This window comes from Patescibacteria group bacterium, assembly GCA_041675205.1.
GTDB lineage: Bacteria > Patescibacteriota > Patescibacteriia > GWA2-46-9 > GWA2-46-9 > JBAYUF01.
Window position 1 is genome coordinate 1 of the sequence record JBAYUF010000009.1, and the last position, 17,026, is coordinate 17,026.

At 47.8% G+C, this 17,026-nt stretch carries 24 protein-coding genes; all 24 read right to left on the bottom strand.

What is annotated here, in order from left to right:
* Positions 1–198 precede the first annotated feature (198 nt).
* The 24 genes from WC052_05115 to WC052_05230 all read right to left on the bottom strand — a co-directional run bounded on the left by WC052_05115 (position 199) and on the right by WC052_05230 (position 17,025).
* Entirely contained in the window at positions 199–540 is a 342-nt protein-coding gene (locus WC052_05115; GenBank protein MFA7287012.1) for a hypothetical protein, read from the bottom strand.
* A gap of 67 nt (positions 541–607) precedes the next feature.
* Positions 608–754 (bottom strand): hypothetical protein, encoded by a 147-nt coding sequence (locus WC052_05120; protein MFA7287013.1) that lies wholly within the window; start codon positions 752–754, stop codon positions 608–610.
* A gap of 4 nt (positions 755–758) precedes the next feature.
* Complete coding sequence (locus tag WC052_05125) at positions 759–995, bottom strand: hypothetical protein (protein ID MFA7287014.1); 237 nt, start codon at positions 993–995, stop codon at positions 759–761.
* A gap of 2 nt (positions 996–997) precedes the next feature.
* On the bottom strand, positions 998–1,351 hold the full coding sequence (locus WC052_05130; protein MFA7287015.1) for a YopX family protein: 354 nt from the start codon (positions 1,349–1,351) through the stop codon (positions 998–1,000).
* A complete protein-coding gene (locus WC052_05135) occupies positions 1,348–1,839 on the bottom strand; it encodes a hypothetical protein (GenBank protein MFA7287016.1) in 492 nt (163 codons plus the stop codon). The genes WC052_05130 and WC052_05135 overlap by 4 nt, the downstream gene beginning before the upstream one ends.
* Positions 1,840–2,041: 202 nt before the next feature.
* Positions 2,042–2,281 carry an MW1434 family type I TA system toxin gene (locus WC052_05140; protein MFA7287017.1) on the bottom strand — a complete coding sequence of 80 codons (240 nt, stop codon included), beginning with the start codon at positions 2,279–2,281 and terminating at the stop codon, positions 2,042–2,044.
* Position 2,282: 1 nt separating this feature from the next.
* Positions 2,283–2,474, bottom strand: a complete 192-nt coding sequence (locus WC052_05145) for a hypothetical protein (GenBank protein MFA7287018.1) — start codon at positions 2,472–2,474, stop codon at positions 2,283–2,285.
* Between the two features lie 146 nt (positions 2,475–2,620).
* The gene (locus tag WC052_05150; protein ID MFA7287019.1) at positions 2,621–2,833 is read right to left on the bottom strand and encodes a hypothetical protein; all 213 of its coding nucleotides are present in this window, start codon (positions 2,831–2,833) and stop codon (positions 2,621–2,623) included.
* Positions 2,830–3,165 (bottom strand): hypothetical protein, encoded by a 336-nt coding sequence (locus WC052_05155; GenBank protein ID MFA7287020.1) that lies wholly within the window; start codon positions 3,163–3,165, stop codon positions 2,830–2,832. The genes WC052_05150 and WC052_05155 overlap by 4 nt, the downstream gene beginning before the upstream one ends.
* 1 nt (position 3,166) lies before the next feature.
* Positions 3,167–3,466, bottom strand: coding sequence for a hypothetical protein (locus WC052_05160; GenBank protein ID MFA7287021.1), 300 nt, complete (start codon positions 3,464–3,466; stop codon positions 3,167–3,169).
* Positions 3,467–3,559: 93 nt separating this feature from the next.
* Positions 3,560–4,186 carry a hypothetical protein gene (locus WC052_05165; GenBank protein MFA7287022.1) on the bottom strand — a complete coding sequence of 209 codons (627 nt, stop codon included), beginning with the start codon at positions 4,184–4,186 and terminating at the stop codon, positions 3,560–3,562.
* 5 nt (positions 4,187–4,191) lie between these two features.
* Complete coding sequence (locus WC052_05170; protein MFA7287023.1) at positions 4,192–4,410, bottom strand: hypothetical protein; 219 nt, start codon at positions 4,408–4,410, stop codon at positions 4,192–4,194.
* Positions 4,411–4,493: 83 nt separating this feature from the next.
* Positions 4,494–4,790, bottom strand: coding sequence for a hypothetical protein (locus WC052_05175; protein ID MFA7287024.1), 297 nt, complete (start codon positions 4,788–4,790; stop codon positions 4,494–4,496).
* Between the two features lie 37 nt (positions 4,791–4,827).
* Positions 4,828–5,106: a hypothetical protein gene (locus WC052_05180; protein ID MFA7287025.1), complete on the bottom strand. Its 279-nt coding sequence runs from the start codon at positions 5,104–5,106 to the stop codon at positions 4,828–4,830.
* Positions 5,107–5,245: 139 nt separating this feature from the next.
* Positions 5,246–5,431, bottom strand: a complete 186-nt coding sequence (locus WC052_05185) for a hypothetical protein (GenBank protein MFA7287026.1) — start codon at positions 5,429–5,431, stop codon at positions 5,246–5,248.
* Between the two features lie 72 nt (positions 5,432–5,503).
* Complete coding sequence (locus WC052_05190; protein MFA7287027.1) at positions 5,504–5,923, bottom strand: hypothetical protein; 420 nt, start codon at positions 5,921–5,923, stop codon at positions 5,504–5,506.
* Positions 5,924–5,931: 8 nt separating this feature from the next.
* Positions 5,932–6,972, bottom strand: a complete 1,041-nt coding sequence (bet, locus tag WC052_05195; protein ID MFA7287028.1) for a phage recombination protein Bet — start codon at positions 6,970–6,972, stop codon at positions 5,932–5,934.
* An 8-nt stretch (positions 6,973–6,980) separates the two neighbouring features.
* Positions 6,981–7,121 carry a hypothetical protein gene (locus tag WC052_05200; protein MFA7287029.1) on the bottom strand — a complete coding sequence of 47 codons (141 nt, stop codon included), beginning with the start codon at positions 7,119–7,121 and terminating at the stop codon, positions 6,981–6,983.
* Positions 7,122–7,157: 36 nt separating this feature from the next.
* Positions 7,158–7,328, bottom strand: coding sequence for a hypothetical protein (locus WC052_05205; protein MFA7287030.1), 171 nt, complete (start codon positions 7,326–7,328; stop codon positions 7,158–7,160).
* Positions 7,329–7,377: 49 nt separating this feature from the next.
* Entirely contained in the window at positions 7,378–7,635 is a 258-nt protein-coding gene (locus tag WC052_05210) for a hypothetical protein (GenBank protein MFA7287031.1), read from the bottom strand.
* 1 nt (position 7,636) lies between these two features.
* Positions 7,637–7,918 carry a hypothetical protein gene (locus tag WC052_05215; GenBank protein ID MFA7287032.1) on the bottom strand — a complete coding sequence of 94 codons (282 nt, stop codon included), beginning with the start codon at positions 7,916–7,918 and terminating at the stop codon, positions 7,637–7,639.
* A gap of 34 nt (positions 7,919–7,952) precedes the next feature.
* Complete coding sequence (locus tag WC052_05220; protein MFA7287033.1) at positions 7,953–8,294, bottom strand: hypothetical protein; 342 nt, start codon at positions 8,292–8,294, stop codon at positions 7,953–7,955.
* Between the two features lie 329 nt (positions 8,295–8,623).
* Complete coding sequence (locus tag WC052_05225) at positions 8,624–8,941, bottom strand: hypothetical protein (GenBank protein ID MFA7287034.1); 318 nt, start codon at positions 8,939–8,941, stop codon at positions 8,624–8,626.
* Between the two features lie 881 nt (positions 8,942–9,822).
* On the bottom strand, positions 9,823–17,025 hold the full coding sequence (locus WC052_05230; GenBank protein MFA7287035.1) for a hypothetical protein: 7,203 nt from the start codon (positions 17,023–17,025) through the stop codon (positions 9,823–9,825).
* Position 17,026 lies beyond the last annotated feature (1 nt).

Here is a 17,026-nt window from a genome sequence, read left to right on the forward strand (position 1 = left end):
GATGTGCCGACATTGGCACTCATACCACTCACCTGTTTTTTTGGAGATAGTCCGTCCCATTTTGCCCGTTGGAGCAAACAAGACAACTTTCTTGCAGCTGCGACAATAGGTCTGGTAGAACTTGACGCTTTTCATGGGTTACCTCCTCGCGCCTTCCACTTGTTGCTGGGTGAAAGGAGTGAAGAGGCAACGGAACTATTATACACCGGGATGATCCAGCTTGATCCAAGTTTTAATGTTTAAAGGCGGTTTGCTACCTTCTATCTCATTGCAATCGATCCTGTAGTTGTAGTAGGCAAACATTTGTTCTTGGTTATAGTTAAACCGGGTGAAGTCAACGATGTCATTCATGTCAAAAAAGTAATCGTTTACGCATAACACACCACCAATATCATTGCCGGCCCAATAATATGTTGTGCCTATACCGAAAAAAAACTGAACAAAGTGCCATGCAAGACTTTCTGTTGCACTAGACCACCTATTCAAAACATTGCTTCTCTCAAGCATTGCATTGGCGGTTAATGGTTTACTGCAGTTCATTTCTCCGCACCAGGGCGTGCGCTTGCTTGGATCACACCAACACATATCATTTATTGGTTATAGGTTTTTAAAAAAACTTCGTTCGTTCTTCCTCAATCCAATTGGCGAGCGCATTAAGCACCTCCTGTTTTCTCAAATCTGACAAGGTGTGGTAAGCAGGGAATATCTGAAACACTTTAACTGGCGCCTCAATAACTTCATCAACAAGTGGCATAGTATTATTTTAAAAGATGATTATATCTGCTTGCGTGCGCGATCGCTTGGTTCAGATCCTTCACGAGCTCCTTTGCATCGCGTAGGTCGCCGATCGCATATCCGTCCGACTTGTCTCTATCGGTTATTTTAAATCCGATCGCTGGCGCTCCGTTGCCACTATCTTCGCCGAGCCATATTTTAACGATGCCGAAGTTGCGATCTATCTTGCGCTTCAAGTCTGCGTGGTATTCTGGGTTCATAGTTATTTTAAAAGATCAGGGTTTTCATAGATGTTGCCGATTACTTGTAAATCTGGCCTATAACTAAAGCCACCTTCCACTTCAAAACCTATGCGTAGGAAGACAAACGATCCTTTATCAAAAACGCAGTGCCAAACTACAGAATCTTTTTCGCCAGGTCTAATTTGAAGCAGGTCATTCTCATAAATCTCATTGCCGTTTTTATCGAATAGGCCAGTGAATTGCATAATCGTTGCGCCGTCGGTCTCATCGGGCATTTGCACCCACAACTTACTTTCGCCAAAACTAAACATTTCTAATAGTTTTACCAGCCACATTTTTTTGCCGTCCCACGCGCGGAATTTTATTTCTCTCATACTTTTTCTAAATCAGTTGACTTACAATTCGGACAAACCGCATCCATGTAATGCCCGACATACTCAAACTTTGTCATGCACTCACGGCATCTAGCCTCTGGCTCTTTTATCTCAACTGGATAACCCTGGCAGCTTGCCCTATGCCGTGGGCCATTTGAACCGCAGCATGGCTTTGTACCAAACTTTGAATCTTTTGCAGCAGCGACGTGCGCAGCTATGTTGTTCAACGTCTTATTCGTTGCATTAATAGGATCGCATGGGACGACCCGAGGATCGCCGTCAGTCCGAATGATTATTGGGAATGAACCGCCGCTATTCGGTATACCTACACCGGCGCGCTCACTCTCTTTGAATTTGTCGACTACAGCAAGTTGCTCAAGCGCCTCTGTATAAAAATACATCACGTGCCGAACTGGATCACCGGACACGCCGCTGCCCTCCCGCACAGTGATCATGATTGTTTTTGAAAGACCGACAATGTTGCTCATAGGAGTTGAAGTTGTGAATCATCACGCTCCTGATATGGCCCGTGAAGAATTTTGTAAATGGACGAGACGGATCTGAACCCGAGAAGGCGCTGAACTTCGCGCGCTTTGAAACCTGCGCCGTTGCACAAAGAATAGGCCGCCCGCTTTCGCAGCACGACCATATCCCTGCGACGTTTCGGCGTAGAAAGAACTGAGGACATATTTATTCCACGAGCTGCCAATCATCTGCAAAGATATCAAGGTTCGACGGATGCCACGGCGTACGTTCATTACCAACCTGCATGTAGAGGTAGGGGTTTGTGTTCGCTGAATTTTCATCAGGAAACTGTACGGCCACGTACATTGCAAGGTCAAGTTTGCGACCATTCCAGCCTGCGCGGGTTAATTTTTCTCCTGACATTAACATTGTAAGTGCTACTGAAAATATTAAGTATGGTGACATATTATTTTTTTACTGATGATTTAACGATTGTGAATTGCCAGCGATTTGATTTCGGCTGCGCGCGGCGTAGCGCTTTCTGTTGCGTAGTAGTCATGCCACGCATTGCATGGCGAATATCTTCGAGCTTTTCAAGTAGTGCCTTCTTTGTTTTGGTGATTTTTTTTACTTTATGCGTCACTTGAGGAACGACCATAGGATTTTATCGGCCAAAATTTAAGATGCAGTACAGTCCCGAATGGCCAACGCGGAGACAGTCTTCATAATTATAGAATGCTACCCATACCCCAAATAAGATCAGCGCTATAAATGCCAAGGAGAATGCTGCCACTTTGAGTTTTTCTAACATAGTTTTTTTGCGAGTTCGCCACACCATAGCCCTGCCTCCTGCAAGCGTGTGGACACAAAGTTGATTTCCCGTTGTGCAAGCATCACAGCGCCGGTCATGTTGTCCGGTACTCCGCCCTGTACGCCCATGGTAATGCGAAACTCATTAATCTCTTCTGTGAGCTGTTTAATCCGATCCTGTAGGTCGAGTGCGTGTTGTGATGTCATAGTCCTGCTTCTGGTGTTACAGCTGCCGGAACAGCGGCGAGCTTTTCTTTAATCTTTGCTTTGAGCTCTTCGTAGAGTGCGATGAGTGTCGGGTCAATAAATTTCATTTGCTCCTCTGGAATGTCCACGAGCTTGATCGCGCAGTAAATGAGAAAACGCTCCTGGTTGCTTCCGTCGAGAAAGGTGACTGCACCATAACCTGCGCCAAACATGTCCCGCTGCTTTTCGATAATGTAGTCCGGGTGGTATTCCCCTGGTTCTTGGTCGGTCATGAGTACGAGGAACGCAATGGCGGCTGCACGCTCGGGGGTAAGTTCAAATGCTGGCTCCATATTATTTGTTTTTTAAACATGCTTTGCATTTTCCGCATCCTTTTCTTCCGACTTTCTCTTCTACAACATCAGCAATACGGAATGCAGCTTCTTGTAATTCTTCAAGCGAATCGTCGGAATCAATGTTGTTTGCACCAAATACACGACGGTCTGCTTCTGGTCGAGCGATGAGCACAAAAAATTCTTCCCCTTCCTCAACTTCGTCAAGAATTTTGCGTGCAGCTTCGACGATACTCTTGTTCGATCCCTCTCTCATTTCATCGTCTACTAGATCAACTGGTTTTGATTTGCCGAAAAACATACGTGGTAAATTTCATTAGTGACTTATGGTAACATTATAACATGTTACTATATCCACAGAATAGCCGAGTTATGCCCCGACTTATCCACAGCCCTACTTCTTTTTCTTTGCCGCTCTACTTGCTGCGAGCAGATAATCCGAGCGCAACATTTTCTTGGTCTCTTCGATTTCAGCGCTCAACTCCTCGTCGGATGCACTGCGAATATCGTCAATCACCTGTTCAATACGTTCCGGCGCGTACAGGCCACGGATCTTGTAGGCCTTGTCGAGTGCGTCGAGACGGACGCGATCATTGCCTATGATGAATGATGCACGCTTCACTAACAAGAAAGGTCCGAGCATGACGGTACCGAGCGCAACCATTTGGCCGCCGATTGCGGTTACAGATGCCTCGATCGCGTCGTCGTCGGCTGATTCTGGAAAGTCGTGATTCACGATCTCTGAACTAAAAACGATCTTGCTATGTGTTTCAGCAAGGTATCCGTCGTTTAGGTGGTGGGTAACAGCTTCCTTCCACGCCTTTTTGTCGGTGGTGAGCTTTGGAGTATTCGCCTGCCATTTATTGATTCCTGCCATGCGCAAGGCTTTGCCTACACTAGGGGCTCCCGGCTGTTCCGCTTGCTTTGCAAAATAATATGCCGCCTTCTCCTCTTTCGGAGTAAGTGGTTTATCTTCAAGCGGAATCTTCAATTTATTTTTGGTTGAGCGAGGGAGCCCCATAGTATTTATTCTTTGCTAGCGCTTTCGGATATGAATCCGGTGCCGACTAGGTTTTTATAACGTTCGGCGATGATGAGCGCGAGAATACAATTTGCAGTGATAAGCATGAATCCGATGAGTGTCGCGTTGTCTGCTTCACCGTCTGTCATGAGAGAAAACAGTCCAAAAGTTACAAGAACAAGGAGCGTCCACGATAAGCCTTTGAGCCATTTTAATACCGTCATACTATTTACGTTTTGCCTTTGCCTTAGCCACTGGTTTCTTAGCTACTGCCTTTTTTACTACTTTCTTTGATGTTGCCATACAATTATTTTTTAGATGATTTAGCTGCGGGTTTTTTTGGGACAGTATTTTTTTTAGTTGCTTTTTCGGTGAGTCCTGGCTCTGCGTCTGCTTCAACGAGGTTGTTCTCTTCATCAATACTGCATCGTTCCTGATCGTAGCCGTAAGTCTTTGCGACTTTCGCATACACACCATTAAGGAGTGACTGCGCTCCGGCGCGGTTGTTCTGCGCAATGATGAGTGCCTTCACTGATTCATCAACATGCGCGCGACACAATGCGATTTCTTTTACCTCTGACGTTTTTAATTCGGTTTTTCTCATACGAGTAATTATTTTTTACAGTAACATTGTAACACTTTTATTCCACAATGCGAATGGTTGTTTTCTCCTCCATGATCTTTTTGACCTTCACGACCTCCACCCTGTAGGTCTTAAGATGTTTCGCATCGTCGTCGGCGATCACACCGGCGCCCCGCTGATTTCCGTATATCTTGACCTTCAACGCATCGACCAGCGCCTTCGCAGCGGAGTACGCGTTATCCACATCGTACGGCCGCGTCTGATAGAACGTCACAAATATTTCCGGGAACAACAAGGGAAGTTTGCCCAATTTCGGGCGTACAGCCAGCACCTCCATGTATATAAGTGCTTGCCATGCGCGTTTCCACCGGCGCTGCTCCTGCCAATGTAGGCGGCCGAACTGATTTACCCCGTGTGGGATACGTCGGCAAGAGGAGCGCGAGATGCAAACCTGTCTGTTCAATGTAATGGTGACGTCAACGCCGGCGCCAGGTGAACCATTCGTTTTTGTCGGGATAGACTTCATAGCAAACTTTGAAAATGCGTGATGCGATCATGAGCCCCGCGAGGGTGAGCGCCCATAGCACCCACCGCGCAAGATTTTTTAAATATGCTGTCCTCATGTCGATCGTCATGTTTTGTGTGATGTTGAAGTCATCCATAGTGAGTAAAGTATACGGTCACAAGTACCCCGAGCGCAAAGCCTATGCTGTAAAAGATCAACCGCGTCAGTTTCATACGTCTTGTGGCTCTTCGTTTTTGGTGTAGTGCAACTCCATTCCGGCATTTAATATGTCTGCCACGCGCTGATCGTTTGCCTTTCCGCTAGAGCGGTCCTGTACCGCCTTGTCCATAATCTCCCATGAAAGCTCAAACAATTTTTTTTCTAATGAGATTTTTTTAAGATCTGTCCATGGGTGGCTAAAATACTTTAGGTAGTTATTCTGGTCGATCAGCTTAAATGCCTCGCTGTTAAACTTTGTCGCATATTCCGTACCGCACTGCTTTTCGATTGTTTTTGCTCGCTCCTGCGCGAGCCAGCAGTCTGACGTTACAACTTGGAGCAAACATTTTTTCCACACCATGAGCGCGCACAGGTAACCGAACAGAAAGAAGATGGCTATCTGTGAAATTAACAAAATGATCATGAGCATAGGTGCAATTAAAATGGTTTATTGTCTGAATAAGTTGGGTCGAACTCTGGCGCCTTTACACGTGACGCTTCGATTCCTGCGCGCATTTTCTCTGCTGCTTCGCTAGGGGTATCTTTTCTCCAATACTTCTTTTGTGCTTCTAGCGGATCAACTGGGGTTTCTGCTGTGATTGGTGTGGTGACGGGCTCCTGCATGGATTCAAGGTCTTCTATTGTGATCGGTTTTTGACCTTCCTCCAAAACAATCTCTCCTTCGTGGATCGCTTCCTCTTCCGGCATTTCCTGTGCGGCTGCCATGTAATCGTCAATGGACTGAATCAGCTTCTTTCGTTCGTCTTCGGTAATGTCGCCGCGGCCGATGATATTATCCTTAACGCCCTGCATTCGCTCCTTGCTTGCTTTCTCGCTGATCACGACCTCGATGCGTGCCTTGACCTTGCTGTAGGCTGCCGACGGGGTAGCTGCGCGTGGCTGCGGCGCTGCTTTTTGTTCCCACTGCTCACTTTCATCGTAGGTACCGGCGAACATGTTTTGAAAACACATCCGAAGTACCTGCGCTTCTGCCACCTTTTTAATCATGGTTGCTGGCTTGTCCTTCCAAACGCTCTGGTTTGTGTTGTATTCCTTGAGCTCGACGAATCCGAACATTGCCACGGACGAGCTGCGTCGCTTCGCTGAACAGTATGCCCCGAGTAATGCACCACGGTTGGAGAGCTTGTATGAATGCTTGATGATGCCGTCCTGTATCTGGAACTCATCGTTTGCGTACACGGCGTCAACAAGGTGATAATCGTACTCTGGGTTTTTCTGCGCTGCCTTACGATACCCGTCACGGCCTACAAATATTTGAGCTGCCTTGCCGCCATATTTTACAGCCCATACTTCGCGCGTGAATGGGTTTAATCCGGTTGCAATTCCGATCCCCACGAAAATATCAAACTCCGTTTCTGAAAGGTCTGCGCCGTAAATTTTTCTAATCTCTTTCTTTTTCTCTTCGTTTTGCCAAAGTGAAATGTCTGATTCTGCAACTTGTGGTAATGTCTCGCTCATAAAATTGTTTAATTCGCTGGGACGAGGAACGCCCCGTTGAACTTTTGAATTAAATTGATGCGGCGCTCATAGCAGTATGCGAACGCTTCATCGAATGTGTCGAACTGGATCCAATCGTCCATATGAACTTTGCCTTTGTGATCGTCCATAGTGTTGTGGTAAGTGGCCGATGAATAAAACCGTGGTTATCCTTTTTTGCTGTCTACATACTTTTGCATTTTAGCGCGGTTCTGCGCAATGAATTTGTTAAAGAGCTTGTTGATACTGACCTTCGAGAGCAAGCTGTACATCTGAATGAGGTCTTGGTCTTCCTGTGTGATCCGAACGTGGATCATCGGCTTTTCTGATTCTAACATAGTTTGTTATAGTAACATAGTAACATGTTACTATAATGTTATCCACATGTCAAGGAAACTGTTCGTCGATCATGACATCGTCCATAGAATCCGCGAGCGCACCAACTAAAATGCCGGCCGCAGAAAATGCGCCGGCGAGCTGTGGCAGTCTTGTTGCGAATATAACGGCGATCCTTTCGAGTGATGCTGCAATTTCTAAAATCTCCGTGACCATTTCATCTTTTTTGGATAGCTTAGCCGGGCGCTTTTTTTTCGGCGGTGGCGGCAGTTTGAACTCAAATGGTTTAAATACGTCCCCGACGCCCATATTATTGCTCCAGTTGATACTCGCGCAGCTTAATTAAATTCTCCGGCAGCTCGTCTTTGTTGTTCGAGTAATGCACAAGCCCGAGCAGGATTGATTCCAAGTTCATCATGAAGTGCTCGCCGTTGAAACAGAAGATCATGTTTGGTTCCTTAATAATGAAATATGCAAACACGAGCGCTCCGTCGGAATAGATGCCGAAAATCTTTACGTTCGTGTCCGGCTCCCAGTTATCACGCTCCGCGTCTAGTGGGCCTTGTAGTTGTGCAGGTAGTCCTTTGATCATATAGTATCATTGTATCACTTCCGCGTCCGGCTTGTCACTGATCTTTGGCTCCGGGATGTTCAGACTGCCCGGCACTCTGTATTGCAGACGCTCCGCGTTCTCGCGCATAATTCTTTTGGCAACTTTGTTGATGTATTGTTGTGGAGTCATAGGTCTTTAATGTTTCAAATGTTTTTTGACTAACGATTATTCCGTCCGATAATTTAAACATTCTATGAAATGTTTTTGCGCGAAAGTTGCTCGATCGTTTCGCCCACTTCTTTTGGATCCTGCGCTTCTTTGTTTTTGGGAAAAGATATTGTACTGACTTTTCATAAACGCAAGCAGTGTCGTCTATAAAAACTCTAATTCCATCGATCATAAGATCATTTGTCATAAATATGCTTTATGTGTGACTCATTCAAAATATCGTTATCACTGTCGAGCAACTTTACTAGCTCATATACTAGCGGTTCTGTGATATTCATACCCATCTGATCATTGATAGCGCGTCCAAGCTTTATGATAATCTGCGCCCTTGTTTTTGGGTCAATCTCGGTCATCCTAAATACTTCGATTAAATTTTTCATAGATTTGTTGTGACCCATTTAAATTTACAGGTCTTGCATTGAAAGTGAATAATTGATTTTTGAAATATCCGTCGCTCGCGCACGCGATACTTGCTGCACTTCGGACACTTAATGTGGATCGGGGCCTGCTGCTGGGTCATATGCGTTTGTCTGCTTTCATTTTAGCAAGTACTCCGTCCATAAGCGAGTTCGGTTTTACTACCGGCACATAATCAAGCTCACTCACATGCCCGGCAATATCAATCGCATTAAGTAAAAATTGTTTGTCAGTGTAAACAGTTTTGCAGGACTTGCACAAAAGCCACTCGGAGTAGCAACGGTTTTTATTTATGTCGGATTCTTTCCAAACTGTTTTGACTCGTCTGATGATCTCGCCGTTGCATAGTCGGCAAACTGTTGGCGGCGTTTCGTTTGTGATATCGATGAATGAGTAGTGGATGTCTTCGGGTCTCATAGTTGTATGTTATGTCGATTCTCGGGCTTATTTAGGTTGCTGGAGAAAAACCCCCTCTTACTCCCCCACGCATGGGGAAGTTCAGCTGATGCACTCCTTTACCGATTCAGGATCGAGGAGCTGGCAATCTAAGAGAGGGGTTTGTGCCCCACGCTTTGTTCTGGCCGTGCCATTTAACATTCCGCCAGCAATTACGATTCGTCGGGATATCCCGTCGCCTTCGGACACCTTCAATGCAACACTTTCCGCCGTTGCCCAAGTGATGTCAACTCGACCCCTGCGCCCAGTTGTACGATATTTTCGTACCACTGATACAAAAAACCACGCTTGCGCGTGATTGATTGTGATTTATTTGACAGTTCCACGCCGTGAAATTGTCGGCGTATTCGAAATAGTATCTCAACTTTAGGAAACTGTCAACGCAATCACGCGTCTGAAAAGAGTATACACCCAAAGCACAAGGGAGTCCCTGTGGATAAACCATTTTCACCGAGCGGTTGATATGGTTCGATTCCCAACATGTATAAAATAAGTCTAAAACATGTGCAATTAGACACATAGTTACGAATTGTAACCGTCTGCCCCGTTAAAACACACAAACACCCTTTCGGGTGCTTTTGTGAAAAAATTTGACCAGCTGCCACACGCCAGCGACCAATATTCAGAGTATTGGTACTTTCGGTGTTAGGAGGTTTGATAATTGTACCACAAACAAAAAAGATGCGTCCACGCTTAATGGCCGCACCTTTAACGCAAGACAGCGTAGACCCCTAGCATAACAAAACGCCTCCGAAAAAGGGAGGCGTTTTGCACATGATCGGACAACTTACCACGGTTGACTGCCGCGGTATGAATGTGGCAGCGGGAATAAGTATAGCACATCAACGATTCGCCTTTGAATACAGATCCTTGCTGACGAGATTATATTTGCGTGCGTCCTTGAGTAATTGATTGAACTCCTGCGAACTCATGCGCTGTCGGTACTCCGTAAGCAGGCCGAGCTTCTCATCGTTCGTCTGCGCGTAGATCAGGCTGTCGAATTGTGGGCTGATCTCACCGCGCTGCAATGTGAGGTCAAACTTCTTTTCCGCGTACAGTTGCTTGCGCTTGAAGTTTTTATCGCGTGGCTCGCCTTGCAGAACTGCTTTAACGTACTCCACCTTCGCCGCTGTGGGTGATTTACCCTCCCGAACGTCATCTAAGAGCTTATTGAGTGTCTCGCGCTTCTCAATGCGTTGTACGGCCTCATCCGACTGGAATTGCTTTTGCAGCTGCATGATGGATTCCTTCTCGCCGTAGTCGGTCACGCGGATAAAGCGGCCGATCACGTTCGAGACTACCGGAAGCGACAACGTACGTTCGAGCGGGGTTTTTTTGTAGGTCGTGTCCTCACCATAGAAGAATTTGAGCACCACTGATCCGCCAATCTCATTCCACTGCCATTTCAGGTATGGCTCCCATGCGTATTTACCACCTGCCTTGAGCTGATCCTCCGTGAGCACGTCGCGTCCGCGGAACTCATCGTATGGCGAGCGCCCGAGCATCATCGTGCCGAGGTTTCCAACAAGGCTGACCGCAGGATTGATACCCGGGAGCTGTCCGCCGAACAAAGACGCAACGTCCATGATGTCTCGCATTGCTGGCTGATTGTTTTTAGCTGCCGACAAAACCTTCCACACCATCGCACCAATAAAGCGCCCGGATTCGTCCTGTGGCACACGGAAATATACCGCCTTGCCGTTTTCATCAAGGCCAATCGGGATAGTGATGTAGTTCGTTTTGTCGCCTTCCACCATTTTGCCAAACAATTCTTCGAGGTCGTCACCAAACAAGCCTTGTGCTGCGGCGTACATGAGCACATGCGGCAAAATATTAACGGATGCAGTTTTCCACCAATACCCCGCGCGTGTCGTCGGATCTGTTGCCACCTGATAATCTGCTGTGATGCCTTGCAAAATAGCATTTGAGAAGATCAGCCAATTATTTGTGACCGGCGTGAGAAATCCGCCTGCGAGAAAATCCGGCGATCCAATCTTTGTGCGCACGAAGTCGTTCAGTTCTTTTTGGCTCATCGTGCCTTTAAGCTCCACGTAGCCGGCAACTTTCGGAAGTGTTTCAATCGCATTGCCAAGGTTTTCAATAAAGCCCAGTGTCGCAGCCCACTCTTTCTTGAGCTTACCGCCCGTGACTTCACCTTCGTTGATACCAAGCCGAAGTAAAATCTGTTCGTACTCTTTCTCCGGAATATCGTTGCCTTCCACTAGCTGATTGAACGTCACGGATAATGCGCCCTGTCCTTCCATTTCACGGATGATCGCGCTGTCCTTGTTAAAGCCACGCGCATATGCCGCCGGTACAGCCTTCGCGTAAGCCTTGAGTGTGCCAATCAGTGTTGCATTCGGTACGTTTTTCCAGTAGCGCCAAAAATCACGAACGATATTGAACGACTGAAAGCCAAGATTGAACGTGATGAACACAGGGCGAAACCAGCTGCGATTCGTCCAGCGCAAAATCTTTGTAATCGCTCCGATCTCTTCGATACGTGCATTTTTGAGCGACCGCGCAATGTAGGTGTCAACATAGATACCCTCCACCTTGCCATTGTTGTGATAGGTGATCAGCTCCAAACCGCTGCCTGACTGCGGATCCTTGTACTCGTTGAACTTGCCATTGAAAAAGAACTGCGCATCTTGCACGTCGGACGGTGCGTATTCTTTTAGAAATTCGATCGCCTTGAGACGCGCATTGTTGTACTCCGTCGCGCGTACGATCGCGGCCACCTTGTCGAGCGTGGTGTTTACTGGATTGTCGATGTCGGACAACGTACCTTTTTTTGTTTTCACGGTGTAGCTCGTGCGCCCGTCTTTATATTTGGTCACGCGAAACGGCACGTAAAAGTCATTGGTGTTCACCAAATTCATGAGCTCCTCGCTATACAGATCCTTGCCCTTGATAAACACTTGCTTGAGACTGTAGCGCCACTCTGCGGCTGCTTGTTCAAGCGCGCGGAACCGATCCTCGCCAAGCTCCTCGCGCATGCTGCCGAGCTGCTCCTTTGCTTCATCTGTCTGCGGATCAATCTCACCAAGGTCGCCATACATGTCTTGAACAAACTCCGGTTGAAAGCCGCCTGGATTCGCCACCTGCCCACGGTCTCCATGAAGAATACGATCGTAAAATAATATTTCGCCCAAGTCCTCGCTCGACATGCCAAGCTCCTGAATGCGAGACAATATCGGCTGGAACTTTTCCTGGATGGTGTTTTTAATTTTACCTCCCACGTAATTGCGCTCGTTCAGATAATACGTCGGGTTGTCTTCTGCGGGAACGTCAACGCCTTTGCTTTTCAAATCTGCCACCTTGTCCATGAAAGGCATGTTGATGTTCACGTGCTCGCTCTTCCACTGCTCATAAGTTGTATATTTGTGCTGCTTGCTCTCCGCGCGGCGCATTTCTTCGATCTGGCGGGCTTTGATATCGGCAGACGCAAACATGCCGCGCACGGTGCCACGGCGGGCTTTGATGATCGCTGACGGTTCCCCGCGCAGAAACGCTTGCAGTTCAAAATATGTACTCCTAACCTCTGGCTTTTCGTCGAGCGCCTTGAAAAATGCGTCGTAGAATTTCGGCGCCTTCTCTTCGATAAGTCCCGGGCTCACCAATAATCCAGACAGTGCGTCCGCGTACAATTCGACACCACTCTTGCGATACTGCGTGAACGATTTTGATGATAGTGTTTCATCGAACGGTCGCCAAAACTTTGACCATTCCCACAGCTCTGCGCGGATATCACTGTTCGATGACGTGATCAGTGACGCACCTTCAAACTCGTTGCCTCCAAACGTACCCTTTAAAAAGCTATGGAGACTGCCAAGACGTCCGAGCAGGTTGCCGCGCTTCATGGTCTCGTCCGGGAGCCAGTCGATGAGGTGACCAATTTCATGCGCCAAAATTTTTGTTGCCTGATCCGTGTTGTCGAATACTGACGGATTCAGCTCAATGCCAACGCCCGGCTTGAACACGCCCCCGCGATTCGGGTTGCGTTGTCCGCGGATTGCGGGTGTGCCGAACAGATCCTTCGCGAGCTGCACCATTTCAGGGAACTCAACCGGCTTGATCGTGTTCATGCTGCCTGCTTTGATTTCGGTACCGTCCGCGAATATACCAATGTCCGCAGTATCACTTGTGCCACCCTGGTATGCAGGGAGTACGTCAACAATAACCGGCGCAACTTCCGGATCTGAATTAGGGCGCTTTGGTTTGGTATCAATCGCATTTCCCAGTGCGTCGCCAAATACCATGATCGGCGTATCCGCTGCATCTGCCGGTACGTCAATCTGGTACCATGAAACACCCTGGTCGTCCGTCACGCGCTCCGCGCTATATCGCTTCTTGAGATACTTGCCGACTTCGCTTTCGTAGAATTTATAGATCGGATTGTTGGTATCGACTTTGCCGGAGATGTCAAAGGTTTCTGAACTGCGCGCCAAAAAGCTTTTTCGGTTATCGAGCATTGATTGAACAAAGTCTGCATGATCTGGATTTTTTTCCGTAAGTCGATTTTCGTATGCGGATAGATCAAGGTAATGTAATATTGATTCACCTTTTTCCAAATAACTTTCGATTAAAGTTTTTGGTATTGCCTTAAACTTTCCGTCACCAAGAACTTCTGTGATAATCCAATTTCCACCCTGCCCTCGTAGCCAGCGCCCGACTACTAGATCACTTGGTTCTGCAACCTTTGGAATTTGCGTACTAAAATTTGGCTGCGCCTCTGGTGTGTATTCAAAACTTTCGGCCTGACCAAGTCCTTCAATCTTCATCGCGGTCTCACCTGTAGGGAATTGTAGCGTCGAGATGTCGTCTTCTGCCGCTTGTTTCACTTCGGCTTTCACAACACGCTCTTGCCAGGTGTCCTCGTATGGAATGAGCTGTGCAATTTCTTTACCACGATCAATTTCTTCGTTGGTATTATTGCGATTATCCAGTGGTCTATTACCGAAAGCTTCCTTATCCAATCGACCTTTCTGCATGAGATCGCTCTGCATCTCGATCACACGGCGCGTTTCGCCGTCGGCCATATCCTCCGTGCGAGTATGCGCGAAATAATTGTCCATGCCGAAATCGCTGAAATGTACATTGCCCGCCGATGTTTTAACCGGGCTGCCATAAAGGTGCTCGGCATATTCTACGACGTCTCCCCTGATATCTTTCGGTAAAGTAACGTTTTCATATCGGCGGACATCTTCACCATTCATCACATCGTCCGGAACCGTAGTACGTTCCAGTGGCAATAGTTCTTTTTGCATCGCGTCCGCAAATTCCTGCACGCTCACCTTTTTTTCCGGGAAGTTTTCGAGCACGCTCAACACGATATCCCGCTCTGGCTTTCGAATATCCGACGAGTTTGATAAATCCTTGATGAATTGCTTCGAGACAGTGGTGCGCCCCTTTAAGCGTTCGAGGATTGTTGACGAGAGTTCGGAGCTCCCTTTGTACCCTTCAACTTCTGCTGTATTTGATCGCGCAGTGCTCTGATCCGGTGCAGGCGCGACAGTGCTTTCTTCGGCATATTGTTCCAATTTATTTTCCTGATCATTTAAATAAACGTCGAATTTCTGCAACTGTTCAGGGGTTGCAGTTTCGATTTGTTTGCCAATGCGATCATCCCGGCTGTCGATAATTGACGCATATGATTCAGATTGCTCATATCGAGCATCGTCAAAGGCCGTGGTTAGCGCGACGGTTTGTTTTCGCTCATCGCTTTCTGGCGCAGCTTGTACTCCAGGTACGCCTTCTGTTTTTGTATCTGCTTGTTCAGATCCTGCAAGAGTTTCGGTAATTTGTTTGCCATATTCGTTTGCAATTTCTTTTTTAATTTCTTCGATTTTTTCAACGATCGCCCGGTAATTCGGGTCGGTATCCATGAGCTGCTCGTGCATGTACTGTTTCTCCTTCGGCAAGCGGCGCTCGCCCGCAAGCTCAAGCACGGTGTCGATTAAATGATCGGGATTTTCAAAGCCGCCGATCTGTGTCAGCTCATCAACGCTCGTGACGGTAGTATACCCCGCTCCCTGCAAAGATTCTGCATTTTCACCCGTAGCAAGTATAACACTCTCGCCGCGCTGCATAACGCGTGCCTCGCGTACCCAGTCTGGTGCAGTCTTCTCCTTGCGAAATTCAGGCGTCTGCTTGATTGCGCGAGCGAGCTGCTGCACATCAAAACCTATGCGCGCCTCAACGTCGGTCCTGCGTCCCTGCTGCGCCTCGCGCTTCGCGTAATATTCGGCTGTGCCTTCGCCGACGTCCATGAAGTCGCTCAAATAATCAGTGCGAGATTTTGACAACTGATCCGCGATGTTCTGCAATTCACTCTGCTGTGAGAGTTCTCTGATCCGTCCCTCTGGAATATCGCGCGCTTCTGTCTCGGTAATAAGATTCTGGTAGGCCTCAACTTCCTGTGGTGTGGCAAGACGCGCCTGATAAGATGCAACCTTCTCGGGCTGCGCGGTAATAAGATTGATCGCGCTGATCGTCGGCATGACAGTTTCGCCCACGTAGTTTTGCTGCTGCACTTCCAAGATGTCCCCGTTAGCATTCACGACAAACTCGCCCTTTATAACCGGGAGTGTCTCGCCCGTTGCAGGCAGATCAAATTTGCGCGTCTGTATCTCGCCCGCGCGAAATGGCGTCGGATTCTGTGCGTACTCACGGAGCGCCTGGTCAATTTGTTGCCCATTGTCAACTATCGCGGCGGCAACCTGCGTCTCAACCAATTCAAGCTCGCGTGGCATAACACCCGCGTCAATCGCCTCTTTTTTAATATCAGCGACGTGGGACGTCGGAGCATAGAAAGTATTGTGCGCCATGTCCACCAATCCACCAGTAGCAGTACCGATTAAAAAGTTCAATCCTAAACCTTCCGTCATGCTGCGCGTTTTATCATACCCAACTTTGGCGATGATGTTCATCCATGCGTTCTGGACTTCTTCCTGTGTACCTTCGAGCACGGCAGTGCTAGCTACCTTTTTCCAGCCAGCTCCAACATATTTGCCGGACACCAAATTGTCGAGTGGAATTTTTTCCAAAAGAATGTTGCCGACCGTAGACAGTCCACCAATGGCAGATGCTTTCTGTACCGATGCGCCGGACTGGATCGCTTCATCGTACTGCTGCGCGCCACCAAGAAGACCGAGCGCGGATGCACCAGCCCATGGATTTTTCGTAGTTGCAGTGATCATTGCAGCTCCGGCAAGTGACGGGATGCTTTCGGCGATACCAACAACAATCTTTTTATCGAGGTTGTTATAGCCCGGCGTTGTGAGCGAGGGATGCGGTGTTAAAAACGCACTGTTTCCAATGTCGTCTGCAAAAAACTCTTTCACATTTTTACCAAGCGCCTGTACCTCTTCGCTGATCTTAAGTGATGTCTCGCGCCTGGACTTGCTTGCCCCCGCAAGATAGCCAAACTTTCCAGGATTGTCCTGCGCCAGCTGTTCTTCTAGGGAAGTTCTCTTTGCATTGTCTGTCGCAACGTCGCCCACCCACTTAATGATATCGCCAAAACCGCCGAGGATGCCTTTGAATGTGCCGCGCAATGCGCCTTTCGTTACTTCCTTCTGTGTGTTGAACTCATCGGATTTCGCTGCCTGCTGGATTGTTTCCGGCTGTTCAAATAAATTCTTCGCCTTGCCAAAATCACCTGCCACGTTGAATGCAGCATTGAGCACGTCGCTGAACTTCGGACCAGATGTTTTCGGGATAGCGAGGGACGGAGTTGTTGTGCCACTCGTCGCCATGTTGCCGACGGGATCCATTTTTGCGAGTGCTTGCGCCGGGAGTGATGAGGCGTTCTTTTTAATCTGCGCCGGTGTAATGCTGATCGAAGCTGCTGCACCCGGCTGCTTCACGGGAGCGATGACTGTCGAGGTTGGCACGATACCTTTGCTCTTCAACTCCTCTGCAACGCCACCATACAAATCCGTTTTTACGGATGACTTAACATTGGTGCTCGTCGGTTTGGAGGTTGGTACGATACCTTTTTTTTTTAATTCTTCGTCCACGCCTTCAAATAGATTTTGCATA

Excerpts from the sequence above, each read along its gene's own strand:
- WC052_05165 (MFA7287022.1), bottom strand. The coding sequence starts at position 4,186 with ATGGGGCTCCCTCGCTCAACCAAAAATAAATTGAAGATTCCGCTTGAA.
- WC052_05230 (MFA7287035.1), bottom strand. The coding sequence starts at position 17,025 with ATGCAAAATCTATTTGAAGGCGTGGACGAAGAATTAAAAAAAAAAGGT.
- WC052_05140 (MFA7287017.1), bottom strand. The coding sequence starts at position 2,281 with ATGTCACCATACTTAATATTTTCAGTAGCACTTACAATGTTAATGTCA.
- WC052_05155 (MFA7287020.1), bottom strand. The coding sequence starts at position 3,165 with ATGGAGCCAGCATTTGAACTTACCCCCGAGCGTGCAGCCGCCATTGCG.
- WC052_05210 (MFA7287031.1), bottom strand. The coding sequence starts at position 7,635 with ATGGGCGTCGGGGACGTATTTAAACCATTTGAGTTCAAACTGCCGCCA.
- WC052_05150 (MFA7287019.1), bottom strand. The coding sequence starts at position 2,833 with ATGACATCACAACACGCACTCGACCTACAGGATCGGATTAAACAGCTC.
- WC052_05180 (MFA7287025.1), bottom strand. The coding sequence starts at position 5,106 with ATGGAGGTGCTGGCTGTACGCCCGAAATTGGGCAAACTTCCCTTGTTG.
- WC052_05145 (MFA7287018.1), bottom strand. The coding sequence starts at position 2,474 with ATGGTCGTTCCTCAAGTGACGCATAAAGTAAAAAAAATCACCAAAACA.
- WC052_05220 (MFA7287033.1), bottom strand. The coding sequence starts at position 8,294 with ATGACAAATGATCTTATGATCGATGGAATTAGAGTTTTTATAGACGAC.
- WC052_05135 (MFA7287016.1), bottom strand. The coding sequence starts at position 1,839 with ATGAGCAACATTGTCGGTCTTTCAAAAACAATCATGATCACTGTGCGG.
- WC052_05215 (MFA7287032.1), bottom strand. The coding sequence starts at position 7,918 with ATGATCAAAGGACTACCTGCACAACTACAAGGCCCACTAGACGCGGAG.
- WC052_05115 (MFA7287012.1), bottom strand. The coding sequence starts at position 540 with ATGAACTGCAGTAAACCATTAACCGCCAATGCAATGCTTGAGAGAAGC.
- WC052_05200 (MFA7287029.1), bottom strand. The coding sequence starts at position 7,121 with ATGGACGATCACAAAGGCAAAGTTCATATGGACGATTGGATCCAGTTC.
- WC052_05130 (MFA7287015.1), bottom strand. The coding sequence starts at position 1,351 with ATGAGAGAAATAAAATTCCGCGCGTGGGACGGCAAAAAAATGTGGCTG.
- WC052_05185 (MFA7287026.1), bottom strand. The coding sequence starts at position 5,431 with ATGGATGACTTCAACATCACACAAAACATGACGATCGACATGAGGACA.
- WC052_05120 (MFA7287013.1), bottom strand. The coding sequence starts at position 754 with ATGCCACTTGTTGATGAAGTTATTGAGGCGCCAGTTAAAGTGTTTCAG.
- WC052_05205 (MFA7287030.1), bottom strand. The coding sequence starts at position 7,328 with ATGTTAGAATCAGAAAAGCCGATGATCCACGTTCGGATCACACAGGAA.
- WC052_05225 (MFA7287034.1), bottom strand. The coding sequence starts at position 8,941 with ATGAGACCCGAAGACATCCACTACTCATTCATCGATATCACAAACGAA.
- WC052_05170 (MFA7287023.1), bottom strand. The coding sequence starts at position 4,410 with ATGACGGTATTAAAATGGCTCAAAGGCTTATCGTGGACGCTCCTTGTT.
- WC052_05160 (MFA7287021.1), bottom strand. The coding sequence starts at position 3,466 with ATGTTTTTCGGCAAATCAAAACCAGTTGATCTAGTAGACGATGAAATG.
- bet (MFA7287028.1), bottom strand. The coding sequence starts at position 6,972 with ATGAGCGAGACATTACCACAAGTTGCAGAATCAGACATTTCACTTTGG.
- WC052_05125 (MFA7287014.1), bottom strand. The coding sequence starts at position 995 with ATGAACCCAGAATACCACGCAGACTTGAAGCGCAAGATAGATCGCAAC.
- WC052_05190 (MFA7287027.1), bottom strand. The coding sequence starts at position 5,923 with ATGCTCATGATCATTTTGTTAATTTCACAGATAGCCATCTTCTTTCTG.
- WC052_05175 (MFA7287024.1), bottom strand. The coding sequence starts at position 4,790 with ATGAGAAAAACCGAATTAAAAACGTCAGAGGTAAAAGAAATCGCATTG.